Source organism: Mesorhizobium sp. LjNodule214 (assembly GCF_964252735.1).
In the GTDB taxonomy this organism is placed as follows: Bacteria; Pseudomonadota; Alphaproteobacteria; order Rhizobiales; family Rhizobiaceae; genus Mesorhizobium.
Genome location: NZ_CAXUPE020000003.1, coordinates 690,575 through 714,651, shown reverse-complemented (window position 1 = coordinate 714,651; position 24,077 = coordinate 690,575). Strand labels below are relative to the sequence as shown.

The window sequence follows — 24,077 nt, the reverse complement described above, 5'->3', positions numbered from 1 at the left end:
CATCGTTTAGGCGCTCGGCCGACGATTCTTGACGTGGTCGACTACATCGACGTGTGTGCCATGGACGTCGGTCACCAAGACAATCATCTTCGGCCCGAACGCGCTTGAGAGATCGACGCCCACGACTTTGACGCTCTTGCCGTTGTCAGGATGGATGGCGTCGATCGGGTTAGATAAAGGGATCATTTCGATTTCTTCCATTAGTGTTCTCTCCTCTGGTTTCTTTTGTTTTTGAGTGACGAAGATTCGCACGGGTTCGAACCCGTGTGCGAACCTTCGCACTCGCAAGGGGTATAAGGGGGTGTGCGAAGCACATAGTTCGAAGCAGTTCGAAGGTAGTTCGAAGCCTAGTTCGAAGGCGCCTCCCCATAGATTTCCGACGCCACCAAAAGGCGACGGTATCGACGTGACGGCGAGCCCTCCTCAACTATTTTGACGGATCCTTTGTCGAGGAGGCGCTGCTGCGCATCGGCAAGTTGGCGCTTTGTCAGTCCGTTGGCTTCCGCGTGCGCAGCCATGATCTTCGGAGCGTAAGTTTGGCTAGGACTAGGACTCAGGCGCTGTCCCTGATGGTTGAGCTTGGACAACAGATCCACATAGATTTCATCCGCTTGCTTATTCAGCAGCCAAGCGACTGGTGAGGGTTTGCCGTCATCGAGCACAAAGGCGCCATCGAGATAGCGGAAACGAAGCTCGCCACCGACCTTTCCATAGTTCGCCTTTTTGTTGGTCAGGACGCGTAGGTTTGCATCGTCCCTGTCGGCGGTGAGATACAATCTAGAGCGCACGGAATTGCCCCAGCCGGTGGAGCCGGAAAGGCCGGTTCCTGATTGCATGCCTTGGATTGACGGATGCGCTAGCAGCACGATTGCGCAGTCAATCTCAATCGCGAGCTTCCGCAGCATACCGATGAATTGCCGAACCTGGCCGCGTTTTATTTCATCGCCGCCATACAAGTCGGCTGCAGTATCGAGCACAATAAGCCGCGGTCGGAAAGCAAGCGCTTCCGCGGCGAAGGCATGCCAAAGCGGAGTTGGCTCCAACTGACCGGTTCTGTTCGGAACGGAGAGCAGAGCATCGGCATCCGCCATCGGTAGCAGGCGGAAATCAGCAAGGTCGGAAAGCTTCCGTTGCTGCGCCCACACGATGTCGGCGAGGCGTCGATGGAATTCGGCAGATTAGTCCTCCGCGCCAAGATATATGACGCGGCCAGGTAGCGGGCAAAGGCCAAGCGTTTCGCACTGAAGCGCCCCGGCCGCGGCAAACTGCAACGCCAGCAATGATTTGCCGACGCCACCGTCACCAGACAGCAACGTCACCTGCCGCATTGGTACCAAACCCTCTGCCCACCATTCTCGCGGCGGAACCGGCATGCCGTGCCAATCTGCCGGGTTGATGAGAGGGAGGTCATTATCGTTGCTGGCCTTCGGCGGCCCGGAGCGAAGAAATTCCCAATGGATGAATTTCCCGACGCCCCTGTCGAAACCGACGTAAATGCGGTTTCCCTTGATCTGCTCGACGGTCCCGGCTTGCCAGGTGGCGTGATGCACGCGGTCGCCAACTTTGTATGGGTTGTCTACTTCAGGCTGCGGATTGTTCACTCGGATTCTCTCCCAGTGCGTCGCTAGCCGCGCGCACGATCTGTTCGGCAATTTCGGTCGTAAAGGTGGCGGCGGGACCGCCGAAGGCGTTTGGCGCAAAAACACGCCGCGAGCCGTCTGGCTTTTCCGCGAGCTTCAAATTGTACATGCGCACGCCGTCGACCAACTGAAGGTCGAATCGCGCAAGGGTTCGTCCGCCCGCTTCCGGCCGGATTGATAGAATTTGCACTGGTTTTCCTTTTCCGGGAGTTTCTTAGTCACGAAAAGTCGGCCGGTTGTCCCGGTATTCGGTTTCAACTTTCGCCGTTGTTGGCGCCCGTTAAGGCACAAGAAAAGTTGAAACTATTCGCGTAATTGAAAGGCAGAGTGCCGGCCTGTCACGCCGGAGGTCGCGGGTTCGAGCCCCGTCACTCGCGCCATTAACTCTCTGAAAAGTCTTATCTTTTTAGAGGTTGATGCCGACGAATGTCAGATCATTTCCCGCCATGTAGGCGTCATGTAAGCAGCGGGCATGAAAAAGCCCGCCACCGTGAGGCGCGGCAAAAACTTAAGGCTCAGTACGGATATTTTGGCCTCGCCGCCGAAAAGTCCAACGCTTGGTGAACCATCTCTACCTTGCCGCCGGAAGGTGCGCTTGTCTGCTGATGGCCGTTGCCGCGGTGGTGAGGCTGGCGCTGCCGCCCGTGCACTAGCTTCCGCGATCACGCCATACGCAGCGGCGGCCCATCTGCTAGCTTGCTCAGGCGGCGGACTTGATTGCCCGCCTGGCCGGCGCCTTTACCCCAAAGCCCCCCGCCCAATGGGCGCCGGCCATCTCCCATCGGCCAAGCCCCCGGATTTCAGTGGGTCCGCCTACCTCATTTGCACGCCTCACGCACATTAGCATTTGCGCATATATTAGGGCAGCCGGCGCCGCCCCCCAACAGAGCCCCGCCGGCTAGGCCCGGTATTTGCTGGCCTACCCCGCTCGCGAGTGCCGGGCCGCTCCGCTCAGCGCCATTGCGGTCTGGCGTCTTCGGATGGCTGGCGTAAGGCAAGGTTGCGGTGGGGAGCGGTCAATGACCAACTGTTTCGTCCGACTGAAGTCCAAATCGGCATGCGCAAGTGGCCGCGGCAATGGGGCCATGGGTCCGCCTTGCGGGACCATCTGGCATGGGCGCATCTTTCTATCGGATGCGACTGAGAGCCTTGCGCCGGGGGGCGCTGTGATGTTTCGTGCTCTACGCAAATGCGTCGCCATCTGGACGCATGAAGGAACAATCATCGTATTCGATCCCGATGTCGGCACAGTCTCCGCCTGCTCCGAGCATGAAGTCTGGCAAAAAATCGAACGCCGCAAAGCGATGAATCTGGCGCGCATGCCTGCCGGCTAAACTCGTGCCGTTGACTCTGCCGACCGACGCAAGGAAATATTGTCCTAGTGGGGCGACGTTCTCAAACAGAGGTCGCTATGGACGGACGGCGCGCGAACCAATTACCGCGGACGCGCTCGATTCCATCGCTGCAGAAGTTTACCCAACTCCCCACGGAGCGCGGGCATGGAATTTGCCGATGCCAGGTCCGCCTCGGCGCCCTTCGACCCCCGTCCATAGATCAGGCCGAGGATCACGCCGATGTATCCGACCTGAAGAATGATCAGAGCAAGAACAGCCCAACCGAGGGCTTTCCAGACGGAGCCGGTTTCCATCTCAGCCCAGATCGCCACGATCAACGACGTCGCGAACATGCCCACCAGAAACTGCGGAAAATACATGACACCCAGCTCCCATTTTTTGGCGGTTCAGCGCCTTTCAGCCGCTAAAGACCCGCCGCTCCATTAGCGGAGCGGCGGGGCCCCCAATTTGCCCCCCGGATTGCCGGGCTGATGAGTGAGCCCGGCATTGCTGTCAGTGCAATTGCCGCGCCAGACCCAGTGGCCCATTACGGGACACCTATGGCAATGGCGCAAGACCAGACTGCCGATTAACATTACCTGTGGCTAATATGCCACCCTGGTCGAGCGGCAAGGCATCCCGCGCCAGCTCGGCTGCCTCGATGCCTATTGGCTCGACGACAATCCGGACTGGTAAGGCTGAAGCGACGCTGTCGAGCTCAACCCCTCGCCAGCAGCGCCTCGACCTCTCGCAGCGTCGGCATCGACGGGGCGGTGCCGGGTCGGGTCACGGAAATGCCGGCGACGGCGCAGGCGAAGCGCACCGCCTGCAGCGGCTCGACGCCCTTCGCCAGTGCGGCGGCGAGGCCGCCATTGAAGGCATCGCCGGCACCTGTGGTTTCTACCACCGGGCCGGCATTGACCGCGCCGACATGGTCGGAACGGCTGGCCGTGTGCAGCAGCGCGCCTTTTTCGCCAAGCGTGATGATTACCGCGCCGACTCCCTTTTTCAGCAAGCTGTCGGCGGCACGGCGGGCATCGTCGACCGACAAGACCTTGATGCCGGTCAGTTCCTCGGCCTCGGTCTCGTTGGGCGTGACATAGTCGCAGAGCGCGTAGATGCGGTCAGGCAGGCTTGCTGCCGGCGCCGGGTTGAGGATCGTCGTCACCCCTGCCCCGCGCGCAATCTCGAGTGCGCTCAGCGCCGCCTCGATCGGCTGTTCGAGTTGGGTGACGAAAACGCCCGCCGAGCCGATCAGATCGGCATGGGCCTCGATGTCGTCGGGCGAGATCAGCATGGCCGCGCCGGGGCTGACGATGATGGCATTGTTGCCGGTCGTTTCCTCGACGAAGATGTAGGCGGCACCGGTATAGCTGTCGGGCGTATCGATGACGGCGCTCTTCACACCGGCCTCTTTCCAGGTCCCTTTGGCCATGTCGGCAAAAGCATCGACGCCGAGGCGCGTCAGGAAGGTTATGTCGGCGCCGAGCCGGCCGGCCGCGACTGCCTGGTTCGAACCCTTGCCGCCGGGGCCGAGCTTGAACGAGTTGCCGAGGATCGTCTCGCCCATGCGCGGCTGGCGATCGGCGCGATAGGCGGTGTCGGCGACGAAGACACCAAGGATGACGACAGGCTTGCCGGCCGCCATGTCGCTACTCCGCATCCGGCGGAACGACGCCCTTGCGGAAGGCAAAGCAGCCATAGAAGCGGCGCTCGCCGGACTGGATGACGCAATAGGCTTTCTTGGCGCGTTCGTAGAAGGCATAGCGCTCGACCGAGATCATCGGCCACGCCTTGCCCTCGGCAGCGTCGATCTCCTTTTGCACTTCCTTCTGGACGGGCGGGACCTCGTCCGGCTTGCCGACGATCTCCATGCGCGCGGCGGCGTCATCGACGAAGGTGTCCAACGGATAGACCGACAGCACCGCTTTGGCCACGTCGGCAGCCGAAGCATCGATGCGCAGCAGCCGCCCAAGTGCTGTCTGGCGGGCCACGGAATCGGCCGGAAAATTGGTGTCGCAGACGATCAGGTCGTCGCCGTGGCCCATCGCCCGCAACGCCTGAAGCACATCGGCATTGAGCAGCGGATTGATCCCTTTGAGCATGGTATTCCTCGTGGAAAGTCGGTTGGAAATCAGAGCCGCTTGCCGGTCTCTGCGTCGAAGAGGTGGACCTGGTCGAGGCGCGGCCGCAGGTGCAGCGTGTCGCCCGGCTTGAAGTCGTGGCGCTCGCGAAACAGCGCCACCATCTCGCCCTCGCCGAAGCGCACGAAGACCAGGGTTTCCGAGCCGGTCGGCTCGACCACGGAAATCTTGGCGGCAACGCCGTCGGGATGGATTTCAAGGTGTTCGGGCCGTACGCCGTAGACGACGGCTTGCCCGTCCTGCGCGGCGCTGTTCGCGGAGATCGGGAACGGCGCGCCCGATATGTCGACCACCGGCCTGTCGCCCTTCTTCACGATGCCCTTCAGAAGGTTCATCGAGGGCGAGCCGATGAAGCCGGCGACGAAGAGATTGGCCGGCCGGTCGAACAACTCCAGCGGCGCGCCGATCTGCTCGATGCGGCCATCGCGCATCACCACGATCTTGTCGGCCATGGTCATGGCCTCGATCTGGTCGTGCGTGACATAGATGGTGGTGGTCTTCAGCCGCTGGTGCAGTTCCTTGATCTCGGTGCGCATCTGGACGCGCAGCTTGGCGTCGAGGTTGGACAGCGGCTCGTCGAACAGGAACACCTGCGGGTTGCGCACGATGGCGCGGCCCATGGCGACACGCTGGCGCTGGCCGCCCGAAAGTTGGCGCGGGTAGCGCTTGAGATAGGGATTGAGGTCAAGGATGTCGGCCGCCCGCTTGACCCGTTCGGCGACGACGGCCGGATCTGTTTTGCGCAGCTTAAGCGCGAAGGCCATGTTTTGCTCGACCGTCTTGTGCGGATAGAGTGCGTAGTTCTGGAACACCATGGCGATGTCGCGCTTGGCCGGCGGCAAATTGTTGACGACGCGCTCGCCGATGGCGATCGTGCCGCCGGAAACGGTCTCCAGCCCCGCCACCATCCTGAGCAGCGTGGACTTGCCGCACCCCGAGGGACCGACCAGCACGACGAACTGGCCGTCGGCGATATCGACGCTGACGTCGTGCAGGACCTTGACGGTTCCGAACGCCTTGGCCACATTGCTGATCGCGACTTGAGCCATCATCCCCCCTGGGGTTTTGGACCTGCAGGCCCTTCGTTTGCCGTGAAGCTAACCAACGCTGACGGCAAGGGCAAGTCAGTCTCTTATAGATAAAAAACCTATTGTCGTTGACACGGCAATCGGTTGTGCGAATAGTGAAGGCGTCAGGGTTCATGGCCCTCTTCCGCGCGTCGGCACGCTTGTCCGGACATCGGAAGTCGACGCGTTACGGGAGGAAGCTGGGGCCATAATTTCCGGGAGTCGCGTCGTTGGGGAACACCGTCAGCGCTCCACTATCCGAAAACTGTCACCATTGATCTTCTGGGAGGAACGAGATGAGAGTCAGCCTTTTCAACCAACTTATGCGCGCGGGTGCCAGTCGCCGCGATGTGCTGAAGGGAGCGGCCGGCATGGCTGCGCTGTCAGCGGCATCGGGCGTGGGTCTCGGCGCATTGACGCGTCCGGCTTTCGCCGCCGATGATCTGCGCGCGCAGATCCTGCAGGTGCCCGGCGTCGGCAAGGGTCAACCGACCGACGCCGACTTCCAGAAGGTCGGCGAGATGTGCCTTGGCGCCACCAAGGCCAGTGTCAAGCAAGGAGAGTTCGCCGGTGTCGAGCTCACCTTCATGGGCCTCAACAACCAGAACCTGCACAATGTGCTGTACCGCGGCTTCCTGAAGGCGTGGGAAGACTATACCGGCGCCAAATTCACCTGGATCGACCTGGCACAGGCCGATTACGGCGCCCGTCTGCAACAGTCGATCGCCACCGGTACCGTCGACTTCGACGTCATCGAGATGGGGGCGCCCTTCGAAGGCGACGTTTGCGGCAAGGGGCTGGCCTCCGAGATGCCGGACTGGGTCAAAGAACAGATCGACATGAAAGATGTCGTGGCCTATCTGCAGCCGCCGGTCGGCACTTGGGATGGCAAGCAGTACCGCGTGACCGTCGACGGCGACGCGCACAATTTCAACTATCGCACCGATGTCTTCGCCGACAAGGGTCTCGCCGATGAGTGGAAGGCCGCCGGCAATACAACCCCTTGGGGCGTGCCGACCACCTGGCAGCAGGTGCAGGCCGTGACCAAGTTCCTCAAGGGCAAGAAGTTCAACGGCCAGGACGTCTACGGTTATCTCGACGCGCCCAAGGGCTGGGGTGGCTTCGGCTTCTACTTCCTCGGCAGCCGCGCCACCGCCTATGCCAAGCATCCGGACGACAAAGCCTGGCTGTTCGACGCCGACACAATGAAGCCTCGCATCAACAATCCGGCCTGGGTGCGCGCCATCCAGGACGTGATCGATGCGCTGCCGTCGGAGCCGCCGGACCAGATCAACGCCGATCCCAACACAACGGGCTTCAGCCAGTTCCTCGCCGGCACCGGCTCTATGATCCCGTGGTGGGGCGACATCGGCTCCAACGCCAAGACCAACGATTCTTCGGTCATCGGAGATACGGTCGGCTTCTCGATCCTGCCCGGCTCGGACGATGTCTACAATTCCAAGACGGGCGCCTGGGACAAGCTTGCGAGCGGCCCGAACTTTTCGCCGAACTGCGCCTATCTCGGCTGGGGCGTCTATGTCATGGCCCGCGTCGACAGCGACGAAAAGAAGAAGAAGGCCGCCTGGTCCGCGGCAGCCCATCTCGGCGGCAAGGATCTGTCGCTCTGGTGCGCGGCGTATCCGTCGGGCTTCCAGCCCTACCGCAACAGCCATTTCAACATTCCGGAATGGGTGGCGGCGGGCTACGACGAGGCGTTCATCACCTCGTACCTCAAGTCGGAAGCCGACAGCTACAACCATCCGAACGCCGCCATCGAGCCACGCATTCCCGGCATCTTCCAGTATTACAGCGCCGCCGAGGATATCCTGGCCAACACCTTTGCCGGCAAGATGAAGGCGCAGGAAGGCGCCGACGCGATTGCCGCCGCCTGGGAGAAGCTGACCGACCAGATCGGTCGCGAGAACCAGATCAAGCTCTACAAGGCCTCGCTTGGCATGTAGCCTGATACTATAGTGAACCCTGACCGGCCTTAGGCCGGTCAGGGAGTTTTTTTGTAAACGGACGGGACGCGTGGCTGAACAGACCTTGCCCACCAATGCTTGGCCGGCAAACGGCGTTCCATCCGATCTGATCGCGCCGGGCCGCAAACGGCTCGGCTTTGCCTTGATGGCCGCGGCGACACTCGGCCTGATGGCCGTGATCGCGCTGCAGATCCTTTACAAGACGGAAGTCACCACGCTCGGTTTCGAAACCTGGCGCCCCATTGTCTATGCCTATGTGTTGTGGGGCGTGGCGCTCGGCGCCGGCCAGGTGCTGACGCGCGGCGAAGACGGCCAGCGCGCGCTGTTCCTGCTGCCGGCGCTTTTGTTCACCATCGCCATGGTGATCTTCCCAACGCTGTTCGGTTTCTACATCGCGCTGACCGACTGGAACCTCAGTTCCTTCGCCGGCCGGAAATTCAACGGGCTCGACAATTTCTGGCAGATGCTGGGCGATCCCTACTACCGCAATGCGTTGCTCAACATGGTATTCTATGTGCTCGCCGTGCTGGTCGAGTACGTCATCGCCTTCGGCCTGGCACTGCTCCTCAGTGCCCAGATCCGGGCGCGAAAATTCTTCCGCGTTGTCTTCCTGATGCCACTGATGCTGTCGCCGGTCGCAGTGTCGTGGATGATCGGCAAGTCACTGATGGAATACCGGTTCGGGCCGGCCGCAACGCTGGCGCGCACTCTCGGCTGGGACAATCCTGCCTTCTTCTCCAACCCGATCACCGCCCGCATCTCGATCATGGTGCTGGATGCCTGGACCTTCATCCCGTTCATGATGATCATGCTGCTGGCCGGCCTGCAGGCAATGTCGCGCGAGGTGCTGGAGGCGGCGCGCGTCGACGGCGCCACGCCCTGGCAGACCTTCTGGCAGGTCACCTTCCCGCTGATGCTGCCGGTGTCGGTGACGGCGGTGATCCTGCGCATCATCTTCAAGCTGAAGCTGGCCGACATCATCATCACCGTCACCTCGGGCGGTCCCGGCGGCGCCACCGATTCAGTGTCGAGCTTCATCTACCGCGAGTACCGCGACCGTTCGAATGTCGGCTACGGCACCATGCTGGCCATGGCCTATCTCATCATCATCGTCGTGTTCGTGACCTGGCTGTTGAAGTTCGCCAACCGCTTCGTGCGCAATGTAAACTGAGCCGGCAGGTACCATGAGCGTCCAGACCACCGACTATGCCGCTTCCGAAATCCGCTCCCCGGCGGGCTTTATCGCCAACCGCGTCTTCATCTATGGCGCACTGGTGTTCTGGGCCTTCATCTGCCTGTTCCCGATCTACTGGACGATCACCACCTCGTTCAAGACCGCGGTCGACGTCACCCAGGGCCATCTGATCCCCTTCGTCGACTTCCAGCCCGACTGGAAGGGCTGGCGTTCGCTCGGCCTGTCGCCGGACTCGATCTTCCGAACCTCGACGGTGCGCGACGAATTCCTCAAGCGCTTCATGAATTCGGTCATCACCTCGGTCGGCGCGTCGAGCCTGGCCATCATCATCGGCAGCCTCGCCGCCTATGGGCTGACCCGCTATCGCTATCACTTCGCCTGGTTCAAGAACGAGGACATCTCGTTCTTCTTCCTGTCGCAACTGATCCTGCCGCCGGTCGTGCTCGCGCTCCCCTTCCTCGTGCTCTACCGCGAAGTCGGCCTGCTCGACACGCGCGTCGGGCTGATCCTGCTCTACACGCTGATGGTGCTGCCAATCGTCATCTGGATCATGCGCGACCAGTTCAACTCGATCCCGGTCGAGTTGGAGGAAGCCGCACTCGTCGACGGCCTGACGATCTGGGGCGCCTTCTTCCGCATCGTCATGCCGATAGCGCTGCCCGGCATGGTCGCCGCCTTCATCCTGGCGATGGTGCTGTGCTGGAACGAGTATTTCTTCGCCGCCCTTTTGACCTCGACCGACGCCAAGACCATTCCGGTCATGGTGGCCAGCCAGACCGGCTCGCAAGGCATCAACTGGTGGTCGATGGCGGCGCTCGCCACCGCTGCCATCACGCCGCTTGCCGTCATCGGCATTGCGCTCGAGCGCTACCTGATCATGGGCATGACGGCGGGTGCGGTGAAGTAGGCGGCGCTGTTTTCCTTCTCCGCCTGTGGGAGAAGCCGCGCTAGACCAGGCTAGGCCGACAGTATCGCCCGCAGATGATCAAGGATCATCGCAACACCCTTCTGCCCCAGTTCCGCAGAAGCGGCCGGCGCGCTTGCCGTGTACCAGCGGGTGTTGTCGGCGAAATGGCCGGCGTCGACCGCTTCGGAGCAGAGCGCCAACATCAGCGAGGTCTCGCCGATGCCGGCATGGTCGAACGGGTATTTTCCGTTCATCACCGCCGGCATCAGCGGATGCACTTGCACCCAGTTGAAGAAGTTGCCGCCTTCGGCGTGTTCGGCATAGTAGCCGGCCATCGCCTCGGATCCCCACCAGCCCTCGCCGCGCTCTCTTTCGAGGAAGCGGAAGAGCGCCTGCCGGCCGGCACTCTTGAAAGCGAGATCGGTCGGCATGCCGGCGGCGAAATTCTCGGTCTGGTGATGGATGATGGCGTGGATGTTGCGAAAGCCGACGCGCAGCAGGCTGTAGAACAGTTCCTCCGCGAACGGCGCCAGCGTGTTGCCGCCGACCTGCACCGAACCGTTGCCTTCCGGCGGCGCCACGGCATAGCTCGCCGCGCCATAATAGAAAGGCGGCAGGATGACGATGTCGGCTTCCTTCTCGAGCAGTTCCAGCGTCTTGACGACGGCCAGCGTGTCCATGCCGACGGCCATGTGCTCGCCATGGTATTCGAGCACGCCGAGCGGCAGCACCACCGGCCAGTTCTCTTCGATCGCTCTGCGGATCTGGTGCGGCAGCATCAACTCATAGCGCATGCCCCTACTCCAAATTGGTGTGGCGGGCGCGCATCGCTTCGGGCGAGGCGCCAGTCAGATCCTTGAGCTTCAGCACCATCACTTCGAAGAGCAGGAACAGCGCACCTTCGAACAGCGAACCCATGGGAAGCACCGAGGTCCTTGCCGTGCCCTGATCGCTGGCCATGGTCTGCGCCGGGATGAGCAAAGTGAAGTCGGCGCGCCTGGTCGCGCTGCTTGCCGCCTCGGCGGTGAGCAGCAGCACCGTGGCGCCCGCATCGCGGGCGACCTGCATCAGGGTCAGCACGGTCGTCGTCTCGCCCGGCCCGGAGCTGACCAGGAAGACATCGCCCTCACCCAGCGGCGGCGTGGTCATGTCGCCGACCACCGACACCGGCAGGCCAAGGTGATAGAGCCGCATGGCGAAACCCTTGACCTGTAGCGCCTCGCGGCCACAGCCATAGACAGCGATTTTTCCGGCGCCAGCAAGCATGGCGCAAGCGGCATCGATCTGGCTCTCGTCGACCGGCGCAAGCACCTTGCCGAGTTCACCCAGTGCGGTGTCGAACAGGTTCGTGCCGGTGCCGGTCATACGCATTCCACCTGCTCGAGGGACCCGAAAAGCAATCGCGATCTCTTCTTCACGTTTCCCCCGAACAGCTTGTTTTTGTTCATGCTATCACCGTGAAAATGCGTGTCCAACGGCCCTCGGTGCTTTTGCTGTGCCACCGGCATGATAGTGTCATGTCAGACAAATCAGCCCGGGAAAATGGCAGGACATGAAGACACGGCATTTCGACCGCATCGGCAATGGCGGCATCGCCTTCACCGAACTCGGCTTCGGCACGGCGCCGCTCGGTAACCTCTACCGCGCAGTCTCCGACGAGGATGCCAACGCCACGCTGGAAGCGGCATGGCAGACCGGCTGCCGCTACTTCGACACCGCCCCGCTCTATGGGCTCGGCCTGTCGGAAACGCGGCTCAATCCGTTCCTGCGCGGCAAGAAGCGCGACGACTATGTGCTGTCGAGCAAGGTCGGGCGCCTGATGCGTGCCTGTCCGCCCGAACAGCGCACCGGCATCGGCAAGTTCTTCGACACGCCGTCGCGCCAGGAGGTCTACGATTACAGCTATGACGGCGTCATGCGCTCTTTCGAGACCTCGCTGGAGCGGCTCGGCGTCGACCGCGTCGACATCCTCTTCGTGCACGATGTCGACATCTTCACCCATGGCAGCAAGGCAGCCGCGGACCAGCGCATCGAGGAGTTCATGACCTCCGGCTATTACGGGCTGCTTTCGCTGCGCGACCAGGGCGCGATCAAGGCGTTCGGCGGCGGCATCAACGAATGGCAGGTCTGCCAGACGCTGGCCGAGCGTGGCGACTTCGACCTGTTCCTGCTTGCCGGGCGCTATACGCTGCTGGAACAGGAGGCGCTGGCCTCCTTCCTGCCGCTCTGCCAGAAACGCGGCATCGGCATCGTTCTCGGAGGCCCCTACAATTCCGGCATACTGGCGACGGGCCCGAAGCCCGGCGCCTATTACAACTACTCAGAGGCGCCGCAGGATGTCATGGACCGCGTCGCCCGCATCGAAGCCGTGTGCACACGCCACGGCGTGCGCCTGATCGAGGCGGCGCTGCAGTTCCCGCTGCTGCATCCCTCCGTCGTCTCGGTGATCCCGGGCGGCCAGCGGCCGAGCGAGGTCGAAAGCAACCGCTCGCTGCTCGATGCCACGCTACCAGCAGCGCTGTGGGCCGATCTCAAGCAGGAAGGGCTGATGCGCGCGGATGCGCCAACCGCATAGGGCGGCTTTCCTCTCGGCAGAGGCGGCCTTATCAAAAGGCAAAAGAAAAGCCGGGCAAGCCCGGCTCTTCTGATCTCTAAAGAAAAAGGTCTTAGTTGACCGCGTCCTTGAGGCCCTTGCCGGCCGAAAACTTCGGCACGGTGCGCGCCGGAATCTTCACTTCCGCGCCGGTCTGCGGGTTGCGGCCGGTCGAAGCAGCGCGTTTTGACACGGTGAAATTTCCGAAGCCGACAAGCCGGACATCGCCGCCCTTCTTCAGTTCGCCAGTGATCACGGAAAACACCGCATCGACGGCAGACTGTGCGTCACCCTTCGAAATGCTTGCAGCGTCGGCGACAGCGGACACCAGTTCGTTCTTGTTCATCAAAATTCCCTTCCATGAGAAAACCGGAACACTCGACTCATCCGGCAGGAAACGGACTTTAGAAAGAAGCGTTCCTGCAACCAAGTCGAAAAAGCAGCAAAAGGTCGAAAAAAGCCCGGAATTCCGGGGTTTTTCACATGAAAAAGCCGGGCGCGAGGCCCGGCTTTCGTTTTGTGCGTTGCAACTTTAGCTGAAACTAATGCGCAAGCGACTTTCCGGCGTCGTCCGTCGTATCGGCGGCGGCCGGAGGATTGACCGGTTCGACCCACTCGATCGGCTCCGGCATGCGCACCAGCGCATGACGCAGCACCTCGCCGACGCGTGCGACCGGAATGATTTCCATGCCGTTCTTCACATTGTCCGGTATCTCCGCCAGATCCTTGGCGTTGTCTTCCGGGATCAGCACCTTCTTGATGCCGCCGCGCAGCGCGGCCAGCAGCTTCTCCTTCAGGCCACCGATCGGCAGCACCCTGCCGCGCAGCGTGATCTCGCCGGTCATCGCGACATCGGCCTTGATCGGAATGCCGGTCAGGACGGAGATGATCGCAGTCGCCATCGCCACGCCGGCCGACGGCCCGTCCTTCGGGGTTGCCCCCTCCGGCACGTGGACGTGGATGTCGCGCTTGTCGAACAGCGGCGGCTCGATGCCGAAATCGATGGCCCGCGAGCGGACATAAGAGGCCGCCGCCGAGATCGATTCCTTCATCACGTCGCGCAAATTGCCGGTCACCGTCATGCGGCCCTTGCCAGGCATCATGACGCCTTCGACCGTCAGCAGCTCGCCGCCGACCTCCGTCCAGGCAAGACCGGTGACGACACCGACCTGATCGTCTGCCTCGACCTGGCCGAAGCGGAAGCGCGGAACACCGAGATAGTCGGCGAGATTGTCCGCCGTGATCTTCACCGTCTTCTTCTTCGTCTTCAGGATCTCGGTCACCGCCTTGCGCCCGAGCTTCATCAGCTCGCGTTCCAGGCTCCTGACGCCCGCTTCGCGGGTGTAGGTCTGGATGATGCCGCGGATCGCGTCCTCACTGACGGAGAACTCCTTCGGCTGCAGCGCGTGATCGCGGATCACCTTCGGCATCAGGTGCCGCTTGGCGATTTCGATCTTCTCGTCCTCGGTGTAGCCGGCGATACGGATGATCTCCATGCGGTCCATCAGGGGCGCAGGGATGTTCAGCGTGTTCGCCGTCGTCACGAACATCACGCTCGACAGGTCGTATTCGACCTCGAGGTAATGGTCCATGAACGTCGAGTTCTGCTCGGGATCGAGCACTTCGAGCAAGGCCGACGACGGATCGCCACGGAAATCCTGGCCCATCTTGTCGATCTCGTCGAGGAGGAAGAGCGGATTGGACTTCTTCGCCTTCTTCATCGACTGGATGACCTTGCCGGGCATCGAGCCGATATAGGTGCGCCGGTGGCCACGGATCTCGGCTTCGTCACGCACGCCGCCCAGCGCCATGCGGATGAACTCGCGGCCGGTCGCCTTGGCGATCGACTTGCCGAGCGAGGTCTTGCCGACGCCGGGAGGGCCGACGAGGCACAGGATCGGCCCCTTCAGCTTCTTCTGGCGGCTCTGCACGGCGAGGTATTCGACGATGCGGTCCTTGACCTTGTCGAGGCCGAAATGGTCGGTGTCGAGCACGTTCTGCGCGAAGGCCAGGTCATGCCTGACCTTGGAGTTCTTGCCCCACGGGATCGACAGGATCCAGTCGAGATAGTTGCGCACGACGGTCGATTCAGCCGACATCGGCGACATCGTCCGCAGCTTCTTCAATTCGGCTTCCGCCTTCTCGCGGGCTTCCTTGGAGAGCTTGGTTTTCTTGATGCGCGCCTCGATCTCGGCGGCCTCGTCGCGGCCGTCCTCGCCTTCGCCGAGTTCCTTCTGGATCGCCTTCATCTGCTCGTTGAGGTAGTACTCGCGCTGGGTCTTCTCCATCTGGCGCTTGACGCGCGAGCGGATGCGCTTCTCCACCTGCAGGACGGAGATTTCGGCTTCCATGAAGCCCATCGCCTTTTCCAGCCGCTCCTTGACGGAAAGCGTGGCCAGCATCTCCTGCTTCTCGGGGATCTTGATGGCGAGATGCGAGGCGACGGTATCGGCGAGCTTGGAATAATCGTCGATCTGGCTGGCGGCGCCAACCACTTCGGGCGAGATCTTCTTGTTCAGCTTGACGTAGTTCTCGAAGTCGGTGACGACCGAGCGGGCCAGCGCCTCGATCTCGACCTCTTCCTCTTCCGGCTCGACCAGCGCCGAAGCACGGGCCTCATGGAAGTCGGGACGGTCGGTGAACGACACGATTTTCGCGCGCGAGGCGCCTTCGACCAGCACCTTCACGGTGCCGTCGGGAAGCTTCAGCAATTGCAGCACGTTGGCGAGCGTGCCGATGTCGAAGATGGCATCGGGCTCGGGATCGTCGTCTGCGGCATTCATCTGGGTCGCAAGCAGGATCTGCTTTTCCTGACCCATCACCTCTTCCAGCGCCTTGATCGACTTTTCGCGCCCGACAAAGAGCGGAACGATCATGTGCGGGAACACCACGATGTCGCGCAGCGGGAGAACCGCGAAGACGCCGTCGCTGGGAGCCTTTGATAATTTGGCCATTGTCCAACCTTTCATGTCGCGGCCACCGATCGGCCAACCGCGAATCTCATATTAACGACCGGGGATCGTTCCGCCTACCACCGTTTGTGACGGGAGTTTTACAGCACAGAATTCGGCACCACGGCCTTCTGCTGTTAGTTGGATGCCCGAGGGGCAAAGATCAAGGGTTAACACCGGCTGGTCCATCCGATCCCTCGTTGCGCGGCATGAAACGGCCGCCACAGCAAAACGGCGCCTCGCGGGCGCCGTTTCAAAATCCTGTCCAAGGCTCACGTCAGGCGCTGACGTTGCCCTTCTTTTCCTTCTGTTCGGAATAGATGTAGAGCGGCCTGGCATTGCCGGACACCACCTCTTCCGAAATAACCACTTCGCGCACGCCTTCCAGCGCCGGCAGCTCGAACATGGTGTCGAGCAGGATGGCTTCCATGATCGAGCGCAGGCCACGCGCGCCGGTCTTGCGCTCGATGGCGCGCTTGGCGATCGCCGACAGTGCGTTCTCGTGGAAGGTCAGGTCGACATTCTCCATCTCGAACAGGCGCTGGTACTGCTTGACCAGCGCGTTCTTCGGCTCGGTCAGGATCTGGATCAGCGCCGGCTCGTCGAGGTCTTCCAGCGTCGCCAGGACCGGCAGACGGCCGACAAACTCGGGAATGAGACCGAACTTCAGCAGATCCTCGGGCTCGACCAGGCGGAAAACGTCGCCGGTGCGGCGATCCTCGGGCGAAGCGACGATGGCCCCGAAGCCGATCGAGGTTTTTCTGCCGCGATCCGAGATGATCTTGTCCAGCCCGGCGAAGGCGCCGCCGCAGATGAACAGGATGTTGGCGGTGTCGACCTGCAGGAATTCCTGCTGCGGATGCTTCCTGCCGCCCTGCGGCGGCACGGAGGCGACGGTGCCTTCCATGATCTTCAGCAGCGCCTGCTGCACGCCCTCGCCCGACACGTCGCGGGTGATCGAGGGGTTGTCGGACTTGCGTGAGATCTTGTCGATCTCGTCGATATAGACGATGCCGCGCTGGGCGCGCTCGACATTGTAGTCGGCCGACTGCAACAGCTTCAGGATGATGTTCTCGACGTCCTCGCCGACGTAGCCGGCCTCGGTCAGCGTCGTGGCATCGGCCATGGTGAAGGGCACGTCGATGATGCGGGCCAGCGTCTGCGCCAGCAGCGTCTTGCCGCAACCGGTCGGGCCGATCAAAAGGATGTTGGACTTCGCCAACTCGACGTCGTTGTTCTTGCCGGCATGCGCGAGGCGTTTGTAGTGGTTGTGGACGGCCACCGACAGCACGCGCTTGGCGTAGGGCTGGCCGATGACATAGTCATCGAGAACCTTGAGGATCTCCTGCGGTGTCGGCACGCCCTCGCGCGACTTCACCATCGAGGTCTTGTTCTCCTCGCGGATGATGTCCATGCAGAGTTCGACGCACTCGTCGCAGATGAAGACCGTCGGACCGGCGATCAGCTTGCGCACTTCGTGCTGGCTTTTGCCGCAAAACGAGCAATAGAGCGTGTTCTTGGAATCGCCGCCGTTGCTGCCGACCTTGCTCATTTTCCAGTCCTTTCATGGCCGCCCGCCGATGGTCTGGCTGAAAGGGCGCATATTCAATCTATCGCGGGAATTCGCCGCCGCCAGTGTCCCAGCTCACACAACGTATTCCGAACGAAACACAAATCAGAAAACGTCGCAATGATTCGCACAAACCCCACGCAAAGCTAAGCCGTCGAAAATCAACATAGCCTTAACGTAGGCAATCCCAACCGTCGAGGGAACAGCCAATTGTGGCCGAAATGCCGCAAACCGCGCCAAAAGCGCGTTATCCCCGCCATCCAGCTGCCATTGCGGCTTATGCGGCAACGCCTTCGACCGGTTCGCGCGACGAAATGACCTTGTCGATGAGACCGAAATCCTTGGCCTCGTCGGCGGTCATGAAATGGTCGCGGTCGAGCGTCTTTTCAATCTCGTCGTAGCTCTTGCCGGTGTGCTTGACATAGACCTCGTTGAGGCGGCGCTTCAGCTTGATGATGTCCTGGGCGTGGCGCTCGATGTCGGACGCCTGGCCCTGGAAGCCGCCGGAAGGCTGATGAACCATGATGCGGGCGTTCGGTGTGGCAAAGCGCATGTCCTTGTGGCCGGCGCAGAGCAGCAGCGAGCCCATCGAAGCAGCCTGGCCGATGCACAGCGTCGACACCGCCGGCTTGATGAACTGCATGGTGTCGTAGATCGCCATGCCCGAGGTGACGACGCCGCCCGGCGAATTGATGTAGAGGTTGATTTCCTTCTTCGGGTTCTCGGCCTCGAGGAACAAAAGCTGTGCACAAACCAGCGTCGCCATGCCGTCCTCGACCGGGCCGGTGATGAAGATGATGCGCTCCTTCAGCAGGCGCGAGAAAATGTCGTAGGCCCGCTCGCCGCGATTGGTCTGTTCGACCACCATCGGAACGAGGTTCATGTAGGTTTCGACGGGGTTCTTCATGACTATCCCTTTTTGGAGATGGGATTCCGGCGCCGGGAGATGAGCAAGTCGGGCAGAATCGGTTCTTGACGGTTACATTGTAAATAGGATGCCGGCTCACCCTAGCGCAAGGCCGCCCCTCCTAACCATCTGGTTAAGTCGAATCAAGCGTTGAGCGCAAGGAATTGCGGCCGGCGCCCGGTAGCAATTCCTTAACCGCGCCGCTTAACGAAACGCGGCAAAAACACTTCCCCGCGATGCGCCTTCCGATACACTTCTGCGTTGAACTGTACCACGAGTTCGCGAAGGGGGAGTGTCATGATCCAGAAAAGCCCTGCATCGCTCGCCGTTGCCGGCCTCGCAATTCTTGCCACCGCGTCCGAAACCGCGGCCGGCGGCCGCGCGCTTGAGTGTTATGAACCGGTGCACAGGCCGGCCCTTTACGACACCGTCTATGAGGACGTGATGGTGAGCCCGGGCGGGCAGCTGGTTGACTACGATCCGCCAATCTACGGCACGCGCGAGAGCGTGGAGCAGATCGCGCCGCCTCGCGTCACCTATGAGGTCGTGCCGGCCATCACGCGTACCATCTACCACACGGTCAAGGTCGACGATGGCGGCTATGCCTGGGAGTGGCGCGTCATCCACGGCCGCAAGGTGCTGTGCAAGGTCTGGCGCAAGGCGCGATATGCGCACGTTGCCGAAACGGTGGTCGTCGAGCCCGAGAGCACGCGGCGCGTGGTCCTTCCGGCTGAATATGAAAGTGTCGCCCGAGAAGTACTGGTGCGGCCGGAACGACGCCGCATCACCGAGATTGCACCTTCATACCAGAGGGTAGCGCGCCGGGTGCTGGTGCAAGAAGGCTCCACCAAATGGCGGCGCGTGCATATTGCGCGGCACTGCCAGGATTAGGCCACCTCCGCCCGCAGCCAGCGTTTCAGGCCGGCAATGTCGCCATCGCCGACTGCCGCCGCAACGCGCCGGCCAACCGCGGCGCCGAATTTGTAGCCATGCCCTGAGCAGGCCGAGACGATCAGGCATTTGCCCTTTTCATGTGCCAGAAACTTCTCGTCGGCGGTGAAGGTGTAGGCGCAAGTGACGACTTCGGTCACCTCGTATTCCTCGATGCGGGCGATCGGCGGCGAAAACAGGTTGCGGATCGCCTCCCCTTCGCCCGGCACCGGCTCACGGTTCCAGTCGGCGTCGCTGGTCGGCACCTTGTGCAGGCCGGAGCCGAATTTCATCCCGGCGCCGCGGCTGGGCGGGATCATGTAGCCGTCGGTCGTGCCGCCGACATCGAGGACGACGGGGGCCGCCTCCCAGGCAGCCTTCAGATCCGCCGGCGGTTCGACATAGGCGAGTGCGTTGCGGTACGTCTTCAGTTCGCCGCCGAGTTCCGGAAACAGTTTCAGCACCCAGGCACCGGCCGTGACGACGACGCGGTCGGCCCGCATCGTCTCGCCTGAAGCCAGCACGATGCGGCCGGCCTCGGCGTCGACCTCCGTCACCTTGCTGTGTTCATACACATTGGCGCCGTTCTCGCGCAGCCACTTGGCGAGACCGGAAGCGATCCTGCGACAATGCAAGGCGCCGCCTTCGGTCGAGAAATAGGCGTAGCGGAACGTGCCGGGTTCGAGGAACGGCCAGCGCTCGACCGCAGCGTCGGGCTCGAACAATTCGAACGGAAAATTCCCCTCTTCCAGCCCTTCGCGATATTCTTCGGCCTCGTCGCCCGGCGCGCGCGAGATGCAGAGAAAGCCTCTGGGATCGAGATGGTTTTCGCCGAGATCGGCCCACATCTCGTCCCAGGCCTCATAGGCTTCGGTGATCAGCCGGCCATAGCCGGTTCCGGCACGGTAGGCGCGACGAATGACGCGGTGGTGATCGCCGGATGCGGCGAGCGGATTGGGGATCGGCCCCTGCTCGACGATCGAGACGCTGTGGCCGGCCTTGACCAGCGACCATGCCGTCGAAAGCCCGGCAATGCCCGCACCGACCACAATCACGTTCATCGAGACCATCCTTCCGCAGCCGCTTCTTCTGGCTCAATACATTGGGTTGCCGGGCGCCAACATACGGTCTGGCAGCGGGCAGGCAAGGCGCGCTAATCATCTGGCATGACCGAATTGATGCCTTCCTATCTCGTGTTTGATCCAGCCAGCCGCCGGTTGCGGCTCGACCCGCATGAGCCGGCGTTCTTCCAGAATCCTTACGAGGCCTATGGCTTCCTGCATGGCGCATCGAGCGCCTTCTTCTGGGAGGATTACGGCTTCTGGTGCTTCGGCGGTTTCGACGACGTCAACCGGCTGCTGCGCGACCGCCGGTTTGGCCGCCAGAACCCGGCCGGCATTCCCGACAGCCGCGGTGTCGGCGCGGACCGCTCGCATCTCGCCGCCTTCGACGGCATCGAGGCCAATTCGATGCTGGAGCTGGAGCCGCCGGTCCACACCAGGCTGCGGACACTGGTCAACCGCGCTTTCGTCTCGCGCCAGGTCGAGCGGCTCAGGCCGCGCGTCGAGGCTTTAGCCAACGAATTGATCGACCGGTTCGAGCCTGATGGGGTCGACCTGCTGCCGTCCTTCGCTTCGCCCTTGCCGATCACCATCATTGCCGAAATGCTCGGCGTGCCGGTCGCGATGGGGCCGCAGCTGCTCGACTGGTCGCACCAGATGGTCGCCATGTACATGCATGGCCGCACGCGCGAGATCGAGGAGACGGCCAATCGCGCCGCGCGCGACTTTTCCGACTTCCTGCGCGGCTATGTCGCCGAGCGGCGCAAGCAGCCGGGCGATGACCTGTTGTCGCTGCTGATCGCGGCGCAGGAGGATGGCCAGAAACTTTCGGAGGACGAACTGGTGTCCTCGGCCATCCTGCTGCTCAATGCCGGCCATGAGGCGACCGTACACCAGACCGGCAATGCCGTGCGTTCGATCCTGGCGCAAGGCGGTGACCCCAGCCGTTTCTTCCCGTCGCCGGAGGCGACTGCGGCAACAGTCGAGGAATGCCTGCGCTTCGACGCGCCGCTGCACATGTTCCTGCGCTATGCCTATGAGGAGATCGAGGCCGGACCCGGGATCGTGCTCAAGCCCGGGGACAAAATCGCGCTGCTGCTCGGCATGGCCAATCACGATCCCCTGGCCTTTGCCGAACCCGCTGCTTTCCGGCCCGGACGCAGGGACCAGAAGAACGTCTCGTTCGGCGCCGGCATCCATTTCTGCATCGGTGCACCTCTGGCGAGGTTGGAATTGCAGGTGTCGCTGAGAACCCTGTTCGAGCGACAGCCGCAACTCCATCTTGCGGAGGAGCCGCGCTTCCGCGACACCTTTCATTTCCATGGCCTGGACAGGCTCGCGGTGGCTTTCTGACCAGCGACAGGACCAGATGATTGAGACAATGAGATTCGCGTTCCTGCAGGAACCGCCCTTCTGCTTCACAGACACTTCTGGAAACCTGCGCGGCTGCGACGCCATGCTCGCCGAGAGGGTTTGCCAGCTGTTGGAGTTGGAGACCTTTTCGCCCGTCGAGACCGAATTCGCTGAATTGCTGCCCGGATTGGCCCGGGACCGGTGGGACATGACGACCGGCCTGCTCATTTCGGACGAACGGTTGAAGCTCGTCGACTTCACTCGGCCGATCTGGACGCTGTCGGACGGGCTTCTGGTCGCCAAGGGCAATCCGCGCGCATTCGACGGCTATCGATCCGTTGCCGCAGACCAGGCCACTCTGATCGGCGTCATATCAGGCCAGATCCAGCATCAAACAGCCCTGCAAAACGGTGTTCCGCCCGAGCGTATCAGGATCTTTGCCACGCAGGCCGAAGCGGCTGACGCGGTGGCGGCCGGTGTGGTGCATGCCTATGCCAGCGTCGCCATGGCACATCGCGGCTATCTGGGCAGGCACCCCGAGGCAGCTCTCGCGGTCATCGACGTTCCGGCAGTGGAGAAGCAACCGGCGACCGGCGCTTTCGCGCTGGCCAAGGGCAATGCGGCGCTGCTTCAAGGCATTGATTCCTGTCTTGGCCATCTGCTGGGAAGCACATGGCATCGGGAGATGATGAGCGAATACGGATTTTCCGATGCCGACATCGATCGCCTGTGATCCGGCCGACCTTGTTGTTTGACCATGATCTTTACCGAAAACCGATCTCCACTTTTCGGGATCATGGTCTAAAGCTTGATCACATATTCCTTGCGAGTGGTTTCAAGCACTTCCCAACTGCCCTTGAAGCCGGGCCGGAGCACGAAGCTGTCGCCGGCCCTGACGGTGCGCGCCTCGCCGCCCTCCTCGGAGATCACCGAGACGCCTGACAGGATGTGGCAGAACTCCCACTCGTCATAGACGATGCGCCATTTGCCCGGGGTCGATTCCCAGATGCCGGCATAAAGGCCGCCATCGCGTTCCTCGACATTCCAGGTGCGGAATCGAGGAGCGCCCGAAATCAGGCGATCCGACGCCGGCGCGCCGGCTTCCGGCTCGACGCTGTCGATATCGACGGACAGAAAGTTCGGCGCGGTCATGATCTCAGACCTTGTCCAGCGCCTGTTCCAGGTCGACGACGATGTCGTTGACATCCTCGATGCCGATGGAAAGCCTGACCGTGTCAGGCCCAGCGCCTGCCTTGACCTTCTGCTCGTCGGAAAGCTGGCGATGCGTGGTCGAGGCCGGATGAATGACAAGCGACTTGGTGTCACCGACATTGGCAAGGTGCGAGAACAGTTCGAGCGCCTCGACGAACTTGACGCCCGCCGCATAGCCGCCCTTGAGGCCGAAGGTGAACACCGCGCCGGCGCCGAGCGGCGAGTACTTCTTCTGCAGCGCGTTGTTCTTGTCGCTGGGCAGGCCGGGATAGTTCACCCAGGCGACCTTGGGGTGGTTGGACAGCCAGCCGGCGACGGTCACCGCGTTGTCGCAGTGGCGCTGCATGCGCAGCGGCAAGGTTTCCAGTCCGGTCAGGATCAGGAAGGCGTTGAAGGGCGAGATCGCCGGGCCGATGTCGCGCAGGCCGAGCACGCGCGCGGCGATGGCGAAGGCGAAATTGCCGAAGGTTTCGTGCAGGACAATGCCGCCATATTCGGGGCGCGGCTCCGACAGCATCGGATATTTGCCCGACTTCGACCAGTCGAAGGTGCCGCCGTCGACGATGGCGCCACCGATCGAATTGCCGTGGCCGCCAATGAACTTGGTCAGCGAATGCACGACGATGTCGGCGCCATGCTCGATCGGCCGCACCAGATAGGGCGAGGCTAAAGTGTTGTCGACGATCAGCGGCAGGCCGTGCTTGCGGGCGATATCGCCGATCTTCTCGATGTCGACGAAGACGCCGCCCGGATTGGCCAGGCTCTCGATGAAGATCGCCTTGGTTCTGTCGTCAATCTGGCTCTCGAAGGTCGAGACGTCGTCGGTATCGGCCCAGCGCACCTGCCAGCCGTAGTTCTTGAAGGCGTGACCGAACTGGTTGATCGAGCCGCCGTAAAGCCTTGTCGCGGCGACGAAATTGTCACCTGGCTGCATCAGGTTGTGGAACACCAGGATCTGCGCGGCATGACCCGATGCGACCGCAAGTGCTGCCGTGCCACCCTCGAGTGCTGCGACGCGTTCCTCGAGCACCGCCTGTGTCGGGTTCATGATCCGGGTGTAGATGTTGCCGAAGGCCTTCAGCCCAAACAGCGAGGCGGCATGATCGGCGTCATCGAAGACATAGGAGGTGGTCTGATAGATCGGGGTCGCCCGTGCCCCCGTTGCCGGATCGGGCTTGGCGCCGGCATGGACGGCGAGCGTGTTGAAACCGGGCGCACGAGTCATCGAAAA

At 62.1% G+C, this 24,077-nt stretch carries 23 protein-coding genes and 1 pseudogene; 8 read left to right on the top strand and 16 right to left on the bottom strand.

The features are described 5' to 3' along the window. Positions 1 to 6: 6 nt before the first annotated feature. From ACSQ3Z_RS28810 to ACSQ3Z_RS28800, 3 genes and pseudogenes are all read right to left on the bottom strand, one after another. Positions 7 to 201, bottom strand: coding sequence for a hypothetical protein (locus tag ACSQ3Z_RS28810; protein ID WP_436174646.1), 195 nt, complete (start codon positions 199 to 201; stop codon positions 7 to 9). A gap of 146 nt (positions 202 to 347) precedes the next feature. After that, positions 348 to 1,550 (bottom strand): annotated as a pseudogene (locus ACSQ3Z_RS28805) (AAA family ATPase). Between the two features lie 31 nt (positions 1,551 to 1,581). Continuing rightward, positions 1,582 to 1,749, bottom strand: coding sequence for a hypothetical protein (locus ACSQ3Z_RS28800; RefSeq protein WP_436174645.1), 168 nt, complete (start codon positions 1,747 to 1,749; stop codon positions 1,582 to 1,584). A 1,060-nt stretch (positions 1,750 to 2,809) separates the two neighbouring features. Between ACSQ3Z_RS28800 and ACSQ3Z_RS28795 the strand changes: the two genes are divergently transcribed. Beyond that, on the top strand, positions 2,810 to 2,974 hold the full coding sequence (locus ACSQ3Z_RS28795; RefSeq protein ID WP_436174644.1) for a hypothetical protein: 165 nt from the start codon (positions 2,810 to 2,812) through the stop codon (positions 2,972 to 2,974). A gap of 101 nt (positions 2,975 to 3,075) precedes the next feature. Here the strand turns inward: ACSQ3Z_RS28795 and ACSQ3Z_RS28790 are convergent, their stop codons facing one another. The 4 genes from ACSQ3Z_RS28790 to ACSQ3Z_RS28775 all read right to left on the bottom strand — a co-directional run bounded on the left by ACSQ3Z_RS28790 (position 3,076) and on the right by ACSQ3Z_RS28775 (position 6,167). Next, the gene (locus tag ACSQ3Z_RS28790; RefSeq protein ID WP_436174643.1) at positions 3,076 to 3,354 is read right to left on the bottom strand and encodes a hypothetical protein; all 279 of its coding nucleotides are present in this window, start codon (positions 3,352 to 3,354) and stop codon (positions 3,076 to 3,078) included. 338 nt (positions 3,355 to 3,692) lie between these two features. Further along, positions 3,693 to 4,622, bottom strand: a complete 930-nt coding sequence (gene rbsK, locus ACSQ3Z_RS28785; RefSeq protein ID WP_436174642.1) for a ribokinase — start codon at positions 4,620 to 4,622, stop codon at positions 3,693 to 3,695. Between the two features lie 4 nt (positions 4,623 to 4,626). Next, the gene (locus tag ACSQ3Z_RS28780; RefSeq protein ID WP_436174641.1) at positions 4,627 to 5,079 is read right to left on the bottom strand and encodes an RbsD/FucU family protein; all 453 of its coding nucleotides are present in this window, start codon (positions 5,077 to 5,079) and stop codon (positions 4,627 to 4,629) included. 29 nt (positions 5,080 to 5,108) lie between these two features. Next, a complete protein-coding gene (locus tag ACSQ3Z_RS28775) occupies positions 5,109 to 6,167 on the bottom strand; it encodes an ABC transporter ATP-binding protein (RefSeq protein ID WP_436175179.1) in 1,059 nt (352 codons plus the stop codon). Between the two features lie 314 nt (positions 6,168 to 6,481). Between ACSQ3Z_RS28775 and ACSQ3Z_RS28770 the strand changes: the two genes are divergently transcribed. From ACSQ3Z_RS28770 to ACSQ3Z_RS28760, 3 genes are all read left to right on the top strand, one after another. After that, positions 6,482 to 8,146 carry an ABC transporter substrate-binding protein gene (locus ACSQ3Z_RS28770; protein ID WP_436174640.1) on the top strand — a complete coding sequence of 555 codons (1,665 nt, stop codon included), beginning with the start codon at positions 6,482 to 6,484 and terminating at the stop codon, positions 8,144 to 8,146. 70 nt (positions 8,147 to 8,216) lie between these two features. After that, positions 8,217 to 9,338 (top strand): carbohydrate ABC transporter permease, encoded by a 1,122-nt coding sequence (locus tag ACSQ3Z_RS28765; protein WP_436174639.1) that lies wholly within the window; start codon positions 8,217 to 8,219, stop codon positions 9,336 to 9,338. 13 nt (positions 9,339 to 9,351) lie between these two features. Continuing rightward, on the top strand, positions 9,352 to 10,269 hold the full coding sequence (locus ACSQ3Z_RS28760) for a carbohydrate ABC transporter permease (protein ID WP_436174638.1): 918 nt from the start codon (positions 9,352 to 9,354) through the stop codon (positions 10,267 to 10,269). A gap of 50 nt (positions 10,270 to 10,319) precedes the next feature. Here the strand turns inward: ACSQ3Z_RS28760 and ACSQ3Z_RS28755 are convergent, their stop codons facing one another. Both ACSQ3Z_RS28755 and hxlB read right to left on the bottom strand, forming a co-directional pair. Continuing rightward, on the bottom strand, positions 10,320 to 11,063 hold the full coding sequence (locus tag ACSQ3Z_RS28755) for a creatininase family protein (protein ID WP_436174637.1): 744 nt from the start codon (positions 11,061 to 11,063) through the stop codon (positions 10,320 to 10,322). 4 nt (positions 11,064 to 11,067) lie between these two features. Further along, positions 11,068 to 11,634: a 6-phospho-3-hexuloisomerase gene (gene hxlB, locus ACSQ3Z_RS28750; protein WP_436175178.1), complete on the bottom strand. Its 567-nt coding sequence runs from the start codon at positions 11,632 to 11,634 to the stop codon at positions 11,068 to 11,070. 187 nt (positions 11,635 to 11,821) lie between these two features. Here hxlB and ACSQ3Z_RS28745 point away from each other — a divergent pair, with 187 nt between their 5' ends. After that, entirely contained in the window at positions 11,822 to 12,844 is a 1,023-nt protein-coding gene (locus ACSQ3Z_RS28745) for an aldo/keto reductase (protein ID WP_436174636.1), read from the top strand. Between the two features lie 91 nt (positions 12,845 to 12,935). Here the strand turns inward: ACSQ3Z_RS28745 and ACSQ3Z_RS28740 are convergent, their stop codons facing one another. The 4 genes from ACSQ3Z_RS28740 to ACSQ3Z_RS28725 all read right to left on the bottom strand — a co-directional run bounded on the left by ACSQ3Z_RS28740 (position 12,936) and on the right by ACSQ3Z_RS28725 (position 18,290). After that, positions 12,936 to 13,208 (bottom strand): HU family DNA-binding protein, encoded by a 273-nt coding sequence (locus ACSQ3Z_RS28740; protein ID WP_006201846.1) that lies wholly within the window; start codon positions 13,206 to 13,208, stop codon positions 12,936 to 12,938. A 196-nt stretch (positions 13,209 to 13,404) separates the two neighbouring features. Continuing rightward, positions 13,405 to 15,816 carry an endopeptidase La gene (lon, locus tag ACSQ3Z_RS28735; RefSeq protein WP_436174635.1) on the bottom strand — a complete coding sequence of 804 codons (2,412 nt, stop codon included), beginning with the start codon at positions 15,814 to 15,816 and terminating at the stop codon, positions 13,405 to 13,407. A 274-nt stretch (positions 15,817 to 16,090) separates the two neighbouring features. Next, positions 16,091 to 17,365 carry an ATP-dependent Clp protease ATP-binding subunit ClpX gene (clpX, locus tag ACSQ3Z_RS28730; protein WP_120015555.1) on the bottom strand — a complete coding sequence of 425 codons (1,275 nt, stop codon included), beginning with the start codon at positions 17,363 to 17,365 and terminating at the stop codon, positions 16,091 to 16,093. 295 nt (positions 17,366 to 17,660) lie between these two features. Then, positions 17,661 to 18,290, bottom strand: a complete 630-nt coding sequence (locus ACSQ3Z_RS28725; protein WP_436174634.1) for an ATP-dependent Clp protease proteolytic subunit — start codon at positions 18,288 to 18,290, stop codon at positions 17,661 to 17,663. 297 nt (positions 18,291 to 18,587) lie between these two features. Here ACSQ3Z_RS28725 and ACSQ3Z_RS28720 point away from each other — a divergent pair, with 297 nt between their 5' ends. Then, a complete protein-coding gene (locus tag ACSQ3Z_RS28720) occupies positions 18,588 to 19,181 on the top strand; it encodes a hypothetical protein (RefSeq protein ID WP_436174633.1) in 594 nt (197 codons plus the stop codon). Here ACSQ3Z_RS28720 and ACSQ3Z_RS28715 read toward each other — a convergent pair. Next, positions 19,178 to 20,281 (bottom strand): NAD(P)/FAD-dependent oxidoreductase, encoded by a 1,104-nt coding sequence (locus ACSQ3Z_RS28715; protein WP_436174632.1) that lies wholly within the window; start codon positions 20,279 to 20,281, stop codon positions 19,178 to 19,180. The genes ACSQ3Z_RS28720 and ACSQ3Z_RS28715 overlap by 4 nt on opposite strands. A gap of 105 nt (positions 20,282 to 20,386) precedes the next feature. Here ACSQ3Z_RS28715 and ACSQ3Z_RS28710 point away from each other — a divergent pair, with 105 nt between their 5' ends. Both ACSQ3Z_RS28710 and ACSQ3Z_RS28705 read left to right on the top strand, forming a co-directional pair. Then, positions 20,387 to 21,634, top strand: coding sequence for a cytochrome P450 (locus ACSQ3Z_RS28710; protein WP_436174631.1), 1,248 nt, complete (start codon positions 20,387 to 20,389; stop codon positions 21,632 to 21,634). 28 nt (positions 21,635 to 21,662) lie between these two features. After that, positions 21,663 to 22,367 (top strand): transporter substrate-binding domain-containing protein, encoded by a 705-nt coding sequence (locus tag ACSQ3Z_RS28705; protein ID WP_436174630.1) that lies wholly within the window; start codon positions 21,663 to 21,665, stop codon positions 22,365 to 22,367. Between the two features lie 68 nt (positions 22,368 to 22,435). On the opposite strand, the gene ACSQ3Z_RS28700 is transcribed toward ACSQ3Z_RS28705, so the two are convergent. Both ACSQ3Z_RS28700 and ACSQ3Z_RS28695 read right to left on the bottom strand, forming a co-directional pair. Continuing rightward, a complete protein-coding gene (locus tag ACSQ3Z_RS28700; protein ID WP_436174629.1) occupies positions 22,436 to 22,786 on the bottom strand; it encodes a cupin domain-containing protein in 351 nt (116 codons plus the stop codon). 4 nt (positions 22,787 to 22,790) lie between these two features. Next, complete coding sequence (locus ACSQ3Z_RS28695; RefSeq protein ID WP_436174628.1) at positions 22,791 to 24,071, bottom strand: O-acetylhomoserine aminocarboxypropyltransferase; 1,281 nt, start codon at positions 24,069 to 24,071, stop codon at positions 22,791 to 22,793. Positions 24,072 to 24,077 lie beyond the last annotated feature (6 nt).

Bases quoted from the DNA above. Each gene is read 5' to 3' on its own strand.
- ACSQ3Z_RS28705 (WP_436174630.1), top strand. From the start codon at position 21,663: ATGAGATTCGCGTTCCTGCAGGAACCGCCCTTCTGCTTCACAGACACT.
- ACSQ3Z_RS28720 (WP_436174633.1), top strand. From the start codon at position 18,588: ATGATCCAGAAAAGCCCTGCATCGCTCGCCGTTGCCGGCCTCGCAATT.
- ACSQ3Z_RS28700 (WP_436174629.1), bottom strand. From the start codon at position 22,786: ATGACCGCGCCGAACTTTCTGTCCGTCGATATCGACAGCGTCGAGCCG.
- rbsK (WP_436174642.1), bottom strand. From the start codon at position 4,622: ATGGCGGCCGGCAAGCCTGTCGTCATCCTTGGTGTCTTCGTCGCCGAC.
- ACSQ3Z_RS28745 (WP_436174636.1), top strand. From the start codon at position 11,822: ATGAAGACACGGCATTTCGACCGCATCGGCAATGGCGGCATCGCCTTC.
- ACSQ3Z_RS28755 (WP_436174637.1), bottom strand. From the start codon at position 11,063: ATGCGCTATGAGTTGATGCTGCCGCACCAGATCCGCAGAGCGATCGAA.
- ACSQ3Z_RS28795 (WP_436174644.1), top strand. From the start codon at position 2,810: ATGTTTCGTGCTCTACGCAAATGCGTCGCCATCTGGACGCATGAAGGA.
- ACSQ3Z_RS28760 (WP_436174638.1), top strand. From the start codon at position 9,352: ATGAGCGTCCAGACCACCGACTATGCCGCTTCCGAAATCCGCTCCCCG.
- lon (WP_436174635.1), bottom strand. From the start codon at position 15,816: ATGGCCAAATTATCAAAGGCTCCCAGCGACGGCGTCTTCGCGGTTCTC.
- hxlB (WP_436175178.1), bottom strand. From the start codon at position 11,634: ATGACCGGCACCGGCACGAACCTGTTCGACACCGCACTGGGTGAACTC.
- ACSQ3Z_RS28790 (WP_436174643.1), bottom strand. From the start codon at position 3,354: ATGTATTTTCCGCAGTTTCTGGTGGGCATGTTCGCGACGTCGTTGATC.
- ACSQ3Z_RS28715 (WP_436174632.1), bottom strand. From the start codon at position 20,281: ATGAACGTGATTGTGGTCGGTGCGGGCATTGCCGGGCTTTCGACGGCA.
- ACSQ3Z_RS28740 (WP_006201846.1), bottom strand. From the start codon at position 13,208: ATGAACAAGAACGAACTGGTGTCCGCTGTCGCCGACGCTGCAAGCATT.
- ACSQ3Z_RS28770 (WP_436174640.1), top strand. From the start codon at position 6,482: ATGAGAGTCAGCCTTTTCAACCAACTTATGCGCGCGGGTGCCAGTCGC.
- ACSQ3Z_RS28725 (WP_436174634.1), bottom strand. From the start codon at position 18,290: ATGAAGAACCCCGTCGAAACCTACATGAACCTCGTTCCGATGGTGGTC.
- ACSQ3Z_RS28780 (WP_436174641.1), bottom strand. From the start codon at position 5,079: ATGCTCAAAGGGATCAATCCGCTGCTCAATGCCGATGTGCTTCAGGCG.
- ACSQ3Z_RS28775 (WP_436175179.1), bottom strand. From the start codon at position 6,167: ATGGCTCAAGTCGCGATCAGCAATGTGGCCAAGGCGTTCGGAACCGTC.
- ACSQ3Z_RS28695 (WP_436174628.1), bottom strand. From the start codon at position 24,071: ATGACTCGTGCGCCCGGTTTCAACACGCTCGCCGTCCATGCCGGCGCC.
- ACSQ3Z_RS28810 (WP_436174646.1), bottom strand. From the start codon at position 201: ATGGAAGAAATCGAAATGATCCCTTTATCTAACCCGATCGACGCCATC.
- ACSQ3Z_RS28710 (WP_436174631.1), top strand. From the start codon at position 20,387: ATGACCGAATTGATGCCTTCCTATCTCGTGTTTGATCCAGCCAGCCGC.
- ACSQ3Z_RS28800 (WP_436174645.1), bottom strand. From the start codon at position 1,749: ATGTACAATTTGAAGCTCGCGGAAAAGCCAGACGGCTCGCGGCGTGTT.
- clpX (WP_120015555.1), bottom strand. From the start codon at position 17,365: ATGAGCAAGGTCGGCAGCAACGGCGGCGATTCCAAGAACACGCTCTAT.